Here is a 12929-nt window from a genome sequence, read left to right as displayed (position 1 = left end):
GGGAATTCCTAATGAGACTAGATTGAAGATTCATTGAATTCTTCGGGCGTGTAAGCCACGATCGCGAGCGCGTGAATGCCGCGCTGCATCGCATCAGCGAGCGCATCATACACCAGCCGGTGCCGCGCGACGCGCGGCTTGCCCGCGAACGCGGACGAGACGATCGTGACCGTGAAATGGCCGCCGGAGGCCGCGCCCGCATGGCCCGCGTGCTGCGCGCTGTCGTCGCGCACGGTGAGCGACAGCGGCGCGAGCGACGCGGTGAGGCGCGCTTCGATCAGCGCGATGCGTTCGTCGGCGGAGGCGTGGAGAAAGGCGTCGCTCATGTCATTCGTCCTTCAGGTACTTCGTGAGCCACAGGCTCTGCAGGATGATGAACACGACCATCGCGCCCGTCGTACCGAACAGCTTGAAGTTCACCCATTGCGATTCGGTGAAGTTGTGCACCACGTACAGGTTCGCGACGCCGAGCACCGCGAAGAACAGCGCCCAGGCGACGTTCAGCTTGTCCCACACGGGCACGGGCAGCGTGAGCTGCTTGCCCATCATCTTCTCGATCAGGTTCTTGCCGAACGCATAGCGTGCGGCGAGCAGCCCGATCGCAAACAGCCAGTACAGCACAGTCGGTTTCCATTGAATGAATTTCTCGTCATGCAGGACGAGGGTGGCGCCACCGAACACGACGATCACGCCGAGGCTGACCCACAGCATCGTGTCGACCTTCCGGTGCCGGAAGGCGACCCAGGCGACCTGGGCCAGCGTCGCGACGATCGCGACGGCGGTGGCGGTGAAGATGCCCCAGACCTTGAAGGCGACAAAAAACAGGATGATCGGAAACAGATCGAACAGGAATTTCATGGCGCTCGCAGCTGCGTGACGGGCCGCGGGCGCGGCCTGTCACCGTTGTAGGGACCCGCCAGGCATCGCCGTCGCGGATCGGGGGCGGCCCGCCCGGGGCTGGCTGCCTCGGCGATCCGCCCGGCGCCGCTCATTCGTTTTCGGGTCGGGACTCGAAGTTTAACGCAGCCGAATTGATGCAGTACCGCAAACCGGTCTGGTCGCGCGGGCCGTCCTCGAACACGTGGCCCAGATGCGCGCCGCAGTGATTGCAGCGCACCTCGACGCGCACCATCCCGTGCGAGTAGTCGACCTTCTCGTCGATCACCTCGCCGTTGAGTGGCTTGAAGTAGCTGGGCCACCCGCAGCCCGAGTGGAACTTGGCGCCGGATTCGAACAGCGGCGTGCTGCAGACGACGCACTTGTAGATGCCGGCATCCTCGGTGTCGGTGTATTCGCCGGTGAATGCGCGCTCGGTCGCCGCGTGCTGCGTGACCTCGTACTGCATCGGCGTGAGCCGGCGGCGCAGTTCGGCGTCGTCCTTCTGGTACGGGAAGGTCTTGTCGTCGGAATCGTGGGACATGGGGGTTCTCCTGATCGGTCGGTCGAGATGCGCGGGTTGCGGGCTCAGGATGAGCAGCTCACTTCGAGCGAGCCGGCCCAGTCGGGCGGCAACGCCGCGTACGCTTCATGCTCCGGTTGTTCGTCGAACGGACGGCGCAGGATCTGCGCGAGCCGCTCGACTTCCGAAAAATCCTTTTCCTTCGCGCGCCGGATCGCGACTTCGGCCAGATGGTTGCGAAGCACGTATTTGGGGTTCGCGCGGTTCATTGCAACCGCGCGCGCCGCGTCGTCGCGCGTTTCCTCGGACAGTCGCGCGCGGTAGAGGTTCGCCCATGCGTCGAATGCGTCACGGTCGATGAAGAGGTCGCGCACGGGTGCGTCGCGGCTCGCGTCGTGCTTCGAGAGCTGCGCGAGCCGGCGGAACGTCAGCGTGAAATCCGCGTGGCTCGCATGCATCGTCTCGAGCAGCTTGTTCGCGAGTTCGGCGTCGCCCTCGCGTTCGAGTTCGAGGCCGAGTTTCGCGCGCATCGCGCGTTCGAGCGCGGGGCCGAAGCGCTCCGGAAACTTCGCGAGCACGGCCTGGGCGTCGTCCACCGCGCGCTCGGCGCGCGCATCGTCGTCGGCGATGCCGTGCTGCAGCCCGATCAGCGGCAGCAGCGCCTGCGCGAGGCAGTAGCAGTTCCAGTGCGCGATGCGCGGCTGCATCCGGTACGCATAGCGGCCGCTGGTGTCCGAGTGGTTGCAGATGTGGTTCGCATCGAACGCATCGACGAAGCCGAACGGGCCGTAGTCGATCGTCACGCCGAGGATCGACATGTTGTCGGTGTTCATCACGCCGTGGCAGAAGCCGACGGCCTGCCATTGCGCGACGAGGTCGGCCGTGCGCAGCGTCGCCGCTTCGAGCAGCGCGAGGTACGGATCGTCCGCGTCGCGGCAGGCCGGATGGAAGCGGTCGATCACGTGGTCGGCAAGCTGGCGCAGCAGGTCGGGGCGATCGTTCGAGAAGAAGTGCTCGAAGTGACCGAAGCGCACGAAGCTTTCCGACACGCGGGTGACCACGGCCGCCGTCTCGATCTCCTCGCGCACCACCGGCTGGTCGGAGCCGATCACCGTCAGCGCGCGCGTGGTCGGAATGCCGAGGTGATGCATCGCTTCCGAGCACAGGAATTCGCGGATCGACGAGCGCAGCACCGCGCGGCCGTCGCCCATGCGCGAATACGGCGTGCGGCCGCCGCCCTTGAGTTGCAGCTCGTAGCGCCGGCCGTCGGTGCCAGGCAATTCGCCGATCGTCAGCGCGCGGCCGTCGCCGAGCTGGCCGGCCCACACGCCGAACTGATGGCCGGAGTAGACCGACGCGTACGGCATCGCGTGCGCGGGCCAGTCGCGCGTCGGGTTGCCGGCGAACAGCTCGGCGAAACCGGGTTGCGCGGCGACTGCGGGGGGCAGGTCGAGCAGTTGCGCGACGTCGTCGGAAAAGCCGACGACGTACGGCGCGGCAAGCGGCGCGGCCGGCAGGCGCGTATGAAACGCGTCGCCGAGCGTGACGAACGCGCGTTCGGCGGGCGCGGCGAGCGTCGCGGCGAGGTCGGGCAGGGTGTCAGCCGCATCGGCTGCGCTTCGGGAAAACGACATGTTGAGCGCCTCTGGGTAAGCCGATATTGTAAGGCGGCGCCGCGCCGCCCGCATGGCGGCCCGCGCACCGTGCGCCACGCCCGTCCGGGCCGCTGACGGGCGCACACCGGGACGGCTTCGGTACGGAAACCGTCCCCTGGCTGGTCACCGATTCGCATCCTCAGGGAGAACAAGACGATGGGTAAGCCGTTGCTGGGCCAGATGATGGATGTGCCGCTGCTGGTGTCGTCGCTGATTTCGCATGCCGCGCGGCACGCCGGCGACACGGAGATCGTGTCGAAGCGCGTGGAAGGCGACCTGCATCGCTACACGTACCGCGATTGCGAACGCCGCGCGAAGCAGCTGGCGCAGGTGCTCGCGCGGCTCGGCGTCGAGACCGGCGACCGCGTCGGCACGCTGGCGTGGAACGGCTACCGGCACCTGGAGGCGTATTACGGGATCGGCGGGATGGGCGCCGTATGCCACACGATCAACCCGCGCCTGTTTCCCGAACAGATCGCGTACATCGTCAATCACGCGGAAGACCGCTACGTCTTCTTCGACATCAATTTCGCGCCGCTCGTCGATGCGATCGCGCCGCAATGCCCGTACGTGAGGGGCTGGATCGCGATGACGGACGCCGCGCACCTGCCGTCCGGCGCGACGCCGTTCCTCTGCTACGAAACGCTCGTCGAAGCCGAGGACGGGCGCTACGACTGGCCGCGCCTCGACGAGCAGCAGGCGTCGGGGCTCTGCTACACGTCGGGCACGACCGGCAACCCGAAGGGCGTGCTGTATTCGCATCGCTCGACCGTGCTGCATGCTTACGGTGCCGCGCTGCCCGACGCGATGAACCTGTCCGCGATGGACGCCGTGCTGCCCGTCGTGCCGATGTTCCACGTCAACGCTTGGGGGCTGCCGTACGCGGTGCCGCTGACGGGCGGCAAGCTCGTGCTGCCCGGCAAGGATCTCGACGGGAAATCGCTGTACGAGCTGATGGAGGCCGAGCGCGTGACGTTCTCCGCGGGCGTGCCGACCGTGTGGCTCGGCCTGCTGAACTACATGCGCGAGGCCGGCGTGCGTTTCTCGACGCTGAACCGCACGGTGATCGGCGGCTCCGCGTGCCCGCCCGCGATGCTCCGTACGTTCGAGGACGAATACGGCGTGCGCGTGATCCATGCGTGGGGAATGACCGAACTGTCGCCGCTCGGCACGCTCGCGAAGCTCAACTGGGCGCAGTCGCAGCGGCCGCTCGACGCGCAGCGCCGGCTGCTCGAAAAGCAGGGGCGCGTGATCTGCGGCGTCGACATGCGCATCGTCGGCGACGACGGCCGCGAACTGCCGTGGGACGGCGTCGCGTTCGGCGAACTGCAGGTGCGCGGACCGTGGGTGATCGACCACTACTTTCGCGGCGATGCGTCGCCGCTGTCGGACGGCTGGTTCCCGACCGGCGACGTCGCGACGATCGACCCCGACGGCTTCCTGCAGATCACCGACCGCAGCAAGGACGTGATCAAGTCGGGGGGCGAGTGGATCAGCTCGATCGACATCGAGAACGTCGCGATCGCGCATCCCGGGGTGGCCGAAGCCGCGTGCATCGCGTGTGCGCACCCGAAATGGACCGAGCGGCCGCTGCTCGTCGTGGTGCCGCGCGAAGGCGCGAACCTGACCCGCGACACGCTGCTCGCGTTCTACGAGGGCAAGGTCGCGAAATGGTGGATTCCGGACGACGTCGTGTTCGTCGAATCGTTGCCGCACACCGCGACCGGCAAGCTGCAGAAGCTGAAGTTGCGAGAGACGTTCCGCGATTACGTGTTGCCCACCGCGGTGTGCGCGCCGTAAGGCCCAAACCCGGGTCGCGGCCCCCCTTAACTTTCGCATCGGTCGCCCGATCCGTCCCCGGATCGGGAACAAAATTCAAATTGAACGACCGTGCTTTTTCGTTGTATGCTGCCTCCGTTCATCCGGACGTGCGGCCGTTCGACCGCGCACAATGAAAGCGCAGCCAATCCGGCGCGCGATGCATGGAGGCAGGCAGATGGCAGTGGATTACTCGACTCGCGACGGCGTGGCCGTCATCACGCTCAACAATCCGCCCGTCAACGGGCTCGGCCTGTCGACCCGCCAGGGCGTCATGGACGCGCTCGATCGCGCCGCGGGGGACCCGTCGGTCACGGGCATCGTGCTGACCGGCGCGGGCCGCGCGTTCTCGGGCGGCGCCGACATCACCGAATTCAATACGCCGAAGGCCTTGCAGGAGCCGACGCTGCACACCGTGATCCGCGCGGTGGAGGCGAGCGCGAAGCCGGTCGTCGCGGCGCTGCACAGCGTCGTGATGGGCGGCGGCCTCGAGCTTGCGCTCGGCGCGCATTACCGGGTCGCCGCGCCCGGCGCGCAGGTCGCGCTGCCCGAGGTGAAGCTCGGGCTGCTGCCGGGCGCGGGCGGCACGCAGCGTCTGCCGCGCGCGGTCGGGCTCGAAACCGCGCTGAACATGATCGTGTCGGGCGCGCCGGTGCCGTCGGAGCAGCTCGCGAAGAGCGGGCTGTTCGACGAAATGGCCGACGGCGACCTGCTCGACGCGGCCGTCTTATTCGCCCGCAAGGTCGGCGCGCAGAAGGGGCCGCATCCGCGCGTGCGCGATCGCAAGATCGTCCACGAGAACGCGGCGGGCTTCATTCAGTTCGCGCGCAATTCCGCGCGGGCCGCCGCGCCGAATTACCCCGCGCCGCACAAGTGCATCGACGCGATCGAGGCCGGCGTGCTGAACGGCTTCGACAAGGGCAGCGTTGCCGAGCGCGAAGGGTTCGTCGCGCTGATGATGACGCCGGAAAGCCGCGCGCTGCGCCACGCATTCTTCGGCGAGCGGGCGGCGAGCAAGATTCCCGACGTGCCGGCCGATACGCCGCTGCGCGAGATCCGCCGGGTCGGCGTGATCGGCGCGGGCACGATGGGCGGCGGGATCGCGATGAACTTCATCAACGCGGGGCTGCCCGTCACGCTGCTCGAGACGAAGCAGGATGCGCTCGAGCGCGGCCTCGCGACGATCCGCAAGAACTACGACGCGCAGGTGAAGAAGGGCAAGCTCACGCAGGAGAAGCTCGATGCGCGCCTGGCGCTGATCACGCCGACGCTGTCCTACGACGACCTGAAGGACGCCGACCTGATCGTCGAGGCCGTGTTCGAGGAACTCGGCGTGAAGGAGCAGGTGTTCAGGAAGCTCGATGAAGTCGCGAAGCCGGGCGCGATCCTCGCGTCGAACACGTCCACGCTCGACGTCGACAAGATCGCCGCGTTCACGAAGCGCCCGCAGGACGTCGTCGGCATGCACTTCTTCAGCCCCGCGAACGTGATGAAGCTGCTCGAGGTCGTGCGCGGCGCGCAGACCGCGAAGGACGTGCTCGCGACCGTGATGGCGGTGGCGAAGAAGATCCGCAAGACGGCGGTGGTGTCGGGCGTGTGCGACGGCTTCATCGGTAACCGGATGATCGAGCAGTACATCCGCCAGGCGCTGTTCATGCTCGAGGAAGGCGCGCTGCCCGCGCAGGTCGATCGCGCGATCGAGAAGTTCGGCTTCGCGATGGGGCCGTTCCGGATGAGCGACCTCGCCGGCAACGACATCGGCTGGGCGATCCGCAAGCGGCGCTACGTCGAGCAGCCCGATCTGCAGTATTCGAAGATCGCCGACCGCCTGTGCGAACAGGGCCGCTTCGGCCAGAAGACGGGCGCCGGCTGGTACGACTACGTGCCGGGCGACCGCAAGGCAAAGCCGTCGTCGCTCGTCGACGAGATGGTCGTCGCGTATTCGAAGGAGCGCGGCGTCGAGCGGCGCAAGATCGGCGACGACGAGATCGTCGAGCGGCTGGTGTTCGCGCTCGTCAACGAAGGCGCGAAGATCCTCGAGGAGAAGATCGCGTCGAAGGCGTCCGACATCGACATGGTCTACCTGACCGGCTATGGCTTCCCGCTGTGGCGCGGCGGGCCGATGCTGTACGCGGATACGGTCGGCCTCTACAACGTCGAGCGCGCGATCCGCCGCTATGCGGCCGCACCGAACGGCGACGCGTGGCAGCTCGCGCCGTCGATCGCGGAACTGGCGAAGGCCGGCCGCGGGTTCAACGGCTGACGCCGCTGCATCGCGGCGCGACCGATCCTGTCTGGAGACACGCAATGAAACGCACCGACGACGTCCTGCTCGTGATCGACGTGCAATACGACTTCATGCCGGGCGGCGCGCTCGCGGTGCCCGACGGCGATGCGGTCGTGCCGGTGATCAACGCGCTCGCGCAACGCTTCGACCAGGTCGTGCTCACGCAGGATTGGCACCCGCGCGAGCACGTGTCGTTCGCGGCGAACCATCCGGGCCGCGAGCCGTTCTCGACGCTCGCGCTGCCGTACGGCGAGCAGGTGCTGTGGCCCGTGCACTGCGTGCAGGACACCGACGGCGCGGCGCTGCATCGCGACCTCGACATCCCGCACGCGCGACTCGTGATCCGCAAGGGCGGCGATGCGCAGGTCGACAGCTATTCCGCGTTCGTCGAAGCCGACCGCACGACACGCACGGGGCTCGCGGGCTATCTGCGCGAACTCGGTGCGAAGCGCGTGTGGTGCTGCGGGCTCGCGACCGACTATTGCGTCGCGTGGTCGGCGCTCGATGCGCGCGCGGCTGGTTTCGAAGCCGCGGTGATCAACGATGCGTGCCGTGCGATCGACCTGAACGGGTCGCTCGCGCACGCATGGCAGCAGATGCAGGCAGCGGGCGTCGTGCATGCGACGTCCGCGGGCGCGCGCCCGGCGGCGTAGCGCATTTCCCATCCGAATCAGCAGGACCGAAGGAGACTCGCATGACCGAAGCCGTAATCGTATCGACCGCACGCACGCCGCTGGCGAAATCCTGGCGCGGTGCCTTCAACATGACGCACGGCGCGACGCTCGGCGGCCACGTGGTCGCGGCCGCGCTCGAACGCGCGAAGCTCGACCCGGCGCGCGTCGAGGACGTGATCATGGGCTGCGCGAACCCCGAAGGCGCGACGGGCGCGAACATCGCGCGGCAGATCGCGCTGCGCGCCGGCTTGCCGGTCAGCGTGCCGGGGATGACGGTGAACCGTTTCTGTTCGTCGGGGCTGCAGACCATCGCGCTGGCCGCGCAGCGGATCATCGCGGGCGAAGGCGAGGTCTATGTGGCCGGCGGCGTCGAGTCGATCTCGTGCGTGCAGAACGAGATGAACCGGCACATGGTCCAGGAAGGCTGGCTCGTCCAGCACAAGCCCGAGATCTACTGGAACATGCTGCAGACCGCGGAAAACGTCGCGAAGCGCTACGGGATCTCGAAGGAGCGGCAGGATGCCTACGGCGTGCAGTCGCAACTGCGCGCCGCGGCCGCGCAGGAAGCCGGGCGTTTTCGCGACGAGATCGTGCCGATCACCGTGCTCGCGGGCATCGCCGACAAGGCGACGGGCCGCCTGTTCACGCAGGAAGTGACGGTCTCGGCCGACGAAGGCATCCGCCCCGACACGACGCTCGAAGGCGTGTCGAAGATCCGTTCGGCGGTGCCGGGCGGCGTGATCACCGCGGGCAATGCGAGCCAGTTCTCGGACGGCGCATCGGCATGCGTGGTGATGAGCGCCGACGCCGCGCAGCGCGAAGGGTTGCAGCCGCTGGGCGCGTTCCGCGGCTTCGCGGTGGCCGGCTGCGAACCGGACGAAATGGGCATCGGCCCGGTGTTCGCGGTACCCAAGCTGCTGAAGCAGGCCGGGCTGACGGTCGACGACATCGGGCTGTGGGAGCTGAACGAGGCGTTCGCGGTGCAGGTGCTGTACTGCCGCGACACGCTCGGGATCCCTGAGGACCGCCTGAACGTCAACGGCGGCGCGATCGCGGTCGGCCATCCGTATGGCGTGTCGGGCGCGCGCCTGACGGGCCATGCGCTGATCGAGGGCAAGCGGCGCGGCGTGAAGTACGCGGTCGTCACGATGTGCATCGGCGGCGGGCAGGGCGCGGCCGGCCTGTTCGAAATCCTCTGATCTTTGACCGGCGGCGGCCGCGGTGGCGCTTCGGCGTTACCGCCCGCCGCCGCAGTGAATCGGCGCGGCGCGCGCGCCATTCGCAACCAACGGGAAGCACAAGGCATGCACCCGGCAATGCCGTTTCCCCGGACTTGTCAAACGAATTGCCCCACCTATACTTGCTCTGACATTTGCCTTTCGGCACGATGGGCCAGATCGCGCGTCGCGTGATCCGTGCCGAGAAGATTCGAACCAACGCAGCAGACCGACCGGGGACCGAATGAGTACGACCTATGCAGCCGGGGAACCGCCGCGCGTCGTCAGCGCGGCCGCGAGGCTCTACGCGAAATGCCTGCTGGTCGGATTCGCGTTGCTGCCCGCCTATCTGATTGCCTATCTGTGGTTCTTCAGCGACCGGGGCGTCGTGTTCGAGAACCACGCTTTCCATGAAATCGCGATCGCGGCGGCGACGCTCGAAGGCGCCTTCGTCACCTACGTGACGTGGGTGTGCTACCGGTCGTCCGGCGAGCCGCTGCTGCGCTGGCTGACGCTCGGTTTTCTCGGCTTCGCGATGATCTATGCGCTGCACGGGGCGTTCACCGGGATGGCGCACCACAATATCTGGCTGTTCCTGCTGTACGGACCCGCGTCGCGGTTCGTGATGTCGGCGCTGCTGCTCACGGGCCTGCTGTCGTATTCGCGTCCGCCCGACCGGCTCGACAAGCGCACGAGCGTGCGGACGTGGCTGCCGTGGATCGTGTTCTTCCTGATCGTCAACGTGGCGGTCGCGTACATCGCCTATTCGCCGGTCGCGGGCGCACTGGGCACGCGGCTGTCGATGGAAGGCGGCGCGCTGGTGTTCTCGCTGCTGAACGTGTGCCTGCTGCTCGCGCGGCGCATCCGCTCGCCGCTGATGGTGATCTACGGCGTGTCGATCATGGCGTTCGCGCTGTCGTCGCTCGCGTTCATCCTTGGCAAGCCGTGGAATCACATGTGGTGGCTCGCGCATGCGATCTTCGCGGGCGGATTCTTCCTGCTCAGTTACGGCGTCGTGCAGGCGCTGCAGACGACACGCTCGTTCTCGGCGATCTACAGCCAGGAAGACCTGATGAGCCGGCTGTCGGAATCGATGGCGCGTACCGAGAGCGCGCTGCAGGAACTGCGGCGCACGAACCAGAAGCTCGAATACATGGCCGCGACCGACCCGATGACGGGCGCGTCGAACCGCCGGCAGTTCATCGCGCAGGTCGAGCGTGAGATCGTGCGGGCCGAGCGCGACGGCACGCCGTTCTGCCTGCTCGCGCTCGATCTCGACAATTTCAAGAACATCAACGATGCATACGGGCACCAGATCGGCGACGAGGTGCTGCGCGGCGTCGTGCGCCAGTGCCTCGAGGCAATCCGGCCGGCGGGCGCGCTCGCGCGGGTCGGCGGCGAGGAGTTCATGGCGCTCTTGCCGGAGATGCCGCTCGAAGGCGCGCGGATGACGGCCGAGCGCGTGCGTTCGTCGATCTCGAGTTCGCCGTTCGGGCTCGACTTCAAGCGCGTGCAGGTGACGGTCAGCGTCGGCGTCGCGCAATACGGCGTCGACGGCAGCACGGTCGATGCGCTGCTGCGGGTGGTCGACGAGCGGCTGTATCAGGCGAAGCGGGAAGGGCGCAACCGCGTGGTGTCGCGCTAACCGGATTTGCGCCGAAAGCCCTGGCGGCGGGAGTGCCGCCGGGGCTTTCGCGGGCCGGTGTCGGTATCGGCCTGCTCACGCGCGGCGACGCGCTAGCGCGACGCCACCGCCGTCGCCTGCTTCGACTGGTCGTCCTGCATCGACTGCGACGCCTGCCACCAGTACTTGCCCGCGCGCTGCTGCGGATCGCGGATCGCGAGATACGTCGTACTCCAGAGCTGCGCCGCGTTGGCTTCGGTCGCATCGGCGCTGCGCGTGCCGAATGCGTCGGTCTGGTACTTGCCGTTCACGTAGGACCACGTCCACATTTCCGACGTGCGCATGTCGCGCCCGTTCGAGATCACCTGCCAGATCGTCTGCCGCGCCTGCGTGAGCAGCGTGCGCGTCGCGGCCGACAGGTCCTGGCGCGCCAGTTGCCGATCGAGCCCGGCCACCCACATCGCCTGCTGCCACGACCAGATCACCGTGCCGTGATACGCGGAGCTCGTGAACTTCGGCCACAGCGACGAGCTCGCATACGCGGGGTTCGCGATCAGCATCCCGACATCCGTCACGAGCCCGGTCGGGAACGGCCGCGTGACGTCGCTGACGATCCGCTGGAGCTGATCGTCCGGCGGCGTGCCGAACAGCAGCGCGAAGCCGCCGTCCGAATTCATCACCGGAATCGGGTTGCCCTGCTGGTCGAGCGACAGCGCGTAGAAGGCCAGCGGTGCGTTGGGCGCGGCGCCGGCCGGCACGCCAGCGGATGGCGCATAGGCCGACACGTCGGTGGCCGCCTGCGCGGCCGGCACGCTGACCTGGAACAGCGGCGGCGCCTGCGTTTCCCACGTGGCCGCCTCGTTCGCCGTGTTGGCGAGCATCGCGCGTTGCTGGGCATCGAGGTACGGATCGAGCAGGCCGCGGGCGAGGAACGCGTTCGCCGCGCGCAGCGCGGCCGGCACGAGCACCGCGTTCACGTCGTACGGGTAGACGCCGCCGCCGAGACCGTCGGTGCTATCGCGCCAGTTGCCGACGATTTCGCCGGGCCGCAGGTGGATCAGGTTCGCGACCGACGGCTGCTGCGCGAACGGCTGCGCGGTCGTTGCGACGTGCAGCAGGTTGACGACGAGGCGGCTGCCGTTGGTCTGCCCGTCGCTGCCGCGCTGCGCCAGATACGCGGCCGCACGTGCCTGGCCGCGCGTATCGTCGATCAGCCACGCAGCCGCGATCGGCGCGAGCAGGTAGTCGCTGTCAATCATCTTGTAGTCGTAGGTCGGTGTCGCATCGTTCGGCCGCCCGTTCTTCTGGTTGTCGACCAGCGCGAATTCGCCGATGCCTTCCTCGTGCGCGACCTTGCCGTCGGCCGACAGGCGGCTCAGCACCGATGACAGGCCGGCCTCGATCGCGGCCGGTTCGAGCACGGGCATCAGCATGCGGACCGAGATCAGCGTGTCGCGGCCGAAGTACGTGTCGTACTGCCACGAGCCGGCCAGCAGCTTGTCGTTGAAGCTCAGGAATTCGAGCACGTTCTGGCTGACCGGGTCGGGATTCACCGACGGGGCGAACAGGTCGGCGTGCGTGATCGGCGACAGCGGCGTCTCGCCCGACAGCGCATCGATGTGCAGCTTCAGCGTGTGCGAACCCGCGGGTGCGTTGAGCACGAGCTTGCCGCCCGCTGCCGGCGCGATGCTGCCGCCGTCGCGCAGCGTGATGCGCAGCGCATAACCGGGCGCGCCGTCGAGCCGGTCGCGTTGCCATTGTGCGGTGCTGCCCTGGACCGTCGGCGCGGTGAGGATCTGCTGCGGGATCGTCGCGCCGCCGTTGAAGTCGCGCAGGAAGCGCACGTTGCTGAGCACGCCCTGCCGGATCGTCAGTGTGCCGGTGTCGACCGACACGTCGGCGCCGATGCCGTACAGCGGGCGGCCGTGCGTGTCCGGCGCCGACAGCGCGGACGGCGGCGTGTCGAGGTTCCAGTTTACCGGCTGGGCTGTATCGTCGAACCACAGCCCGGTGCCGCTGTTGCCGGCGGGGAACACCACCAGCAGGCGCGGCTTCGTCGACGAGCGCACCAGCAGGTGCGCGGCGACCTTGTCCTGTCGGTAGAACGCGTTGATCTGGCCGCCGGTGTCCATGCGGAACGACAATGCGGCGGTGTTCGATGGCGGGGTGGTGGACTTGACGTCGTCGTCGTTGCAGGCCGACAGCAGGCCGGCGCAGACGAGCCCGAGACACAGCGACTTCGCAAGGCGATGCAT

At 67.9% G+C, this 12929-nt stretch carries 10 protein-coding genes; 5 read left to right on the top strand and 5 right to left on the bottom strand.

Translation table 11 applies throughout. From position 1 onward, the window contains the following. Positions 1 to 17 precede the first annotated feature (17 nt). The 4 genes from H3O04_RS07830 to H3O04_RS07815 all read right to left on the bottom strand — a co-directional run bounded on the left by H3O04_RS07830 (position 18) and on the right by H3O04_RS07815 (position 3033). Positions 18 to 326 (bottom strand): BolA family protein, encoded by a 309-nt coding sequence (locus H3O04_RS07830; RefSeq protein ID WP_006478588.1) that lies wholly within the window; start codon positions 324 to 326, stop codon positions 18 to 20. 1 nt (position 327) lies between these two features. Further along, complete coding sequence (locus H3O04_RS07825) at positions 328 to 858, bottom strand: septation protein A (RefSeq protein ID WP_006478589.1); 531 nt, start codon at positions 856 to 858, stop codon at positions 328 to 330. Positions 859 to 988: 130 nt separating this feature from the next. Next, positions 989 to 1420, bottom strand: coding sequence for a peptide-methionine (R)-S-oxide reductase MsrB (msrB, locus tag H3O04_RS07820; protein WP_050013271.1), 432 nt, complete (start codon positions 1418 to 1420; stop codon positions 989 to 991). A 44-nt stretch (positions 1421 to 1464) separates the two neighbouring features. Continuing rightward, on the bottom strand, positions 1465 to 3033 hold the full coding sequence (locus tag H3O04_RS07815) for a protein adenylyltransferase SelO (RefSeq protein ID WP_202587460.1): 1569 nt from the start codon (positions 3031 to 3033) through the stop codon (positions 1465 to 1467). A 177-nt stretch (positions 3034 to 3210) separates the two neighbouring features. On the opposite strand from H3O04_RS07815, the gene H3O04_RS07810 reads away from it, so the two are divergent. The 5 genes from H3O04_RS07810 to H3O04_RS07790 all read left to right on the top strand — a co-directional run bounded on the left by H3O04_RS07810 (position 3211) and on the right by H3O04_RS07790 (position 10695). Continuing rightward, entirely contained in the window at positions 3211 to 4854 is a 1644-nt protein-coding gene (locus tag H3O04_RS07810; protein ID WP_202587459.1) for a 3-(methylthio)propionyl-CoA ligase, read from the top strand. Between the two features lie 196 nt (positions 4855 to 5050). Further along, on the top strand, positions 5051 to 7135 hold the full coding sequence (locus H3O04_RS07805) for a 3-hydroxyacyl-CoA dehydrogenase NAD-binding domain-containing protein (protein WP_202587458.1): 2085 nt from the start codon (positions 5051 to 5053) through the stop codon (positions 7133 to 7135). A gap of 44 nt (positions 7136 to 7179) precedes the next feature. Then, positions 7180 to 7812, top strand: a complete 633-nt coding sequence (gene pncA, locus H3O04_RS07800; RefSeq protein WP_023475610.1) for a bifunctional nicotinamidase/pyrazinamidase — start codon at positions 7180 to 7182, stop codon at positions 7810 to 7812. A 41-nt stretch (positions 7813 to 7853) separates the two neighbouring features. Beyond that, positions 7854 to 9032, top strand: coding sequence for an acetyl-CoA C-acyltransferase (locus H3O04_RS07795; protein WP_011549625.1), 1179 nt, complete (start codon positions 7854 to 7856; stop codon positions 9030 to 9032). A gap of 262 nt (positions 9033 to 9294) precedes the next feature. Beyond that, entirely contained in the window at positions 9295 to 10695 is a 1401-nt protein-coding gene (locus H3O04_RS07790) for a sensor domain-containing diguanylate cyclase (protein ID WP_006478595.1), read from the top strand. Positions 10696 to 10787: 92 nt separating this feature from the next. On the opposite strand, the gene H3O04_RS07785 is transcribed toward H3O04_RS07790, so the two are convergent. Continuing rightward, positions 10788 to 12929, bottom strand: coding sequence for a hypothetical protein (locus tag H3O04_RS07785; protein WP_202587457.1), 2142 nt, complete (start codon positions 12927 to 12929; stop codon positions 10788 to 10790).

Origin of the sequence: Burkholderia sp. KCJ3K979 (assembly GCF_016759955.1) — a bacterium.
In the GTDB taxonomy this organism is placed as follows: domain Bacteria; phylum Pseudomonadota; class Gammaproteobacteria; order Burkholderiales; family Burkholderiaceae; genus Burkholderia; species Burkholderia orbicola.
The sequence above is the reverse complement of the archived record's forward strand: the minus strand, read 5'-3'. Positions and strand labels throughout refer to the sequence as shown.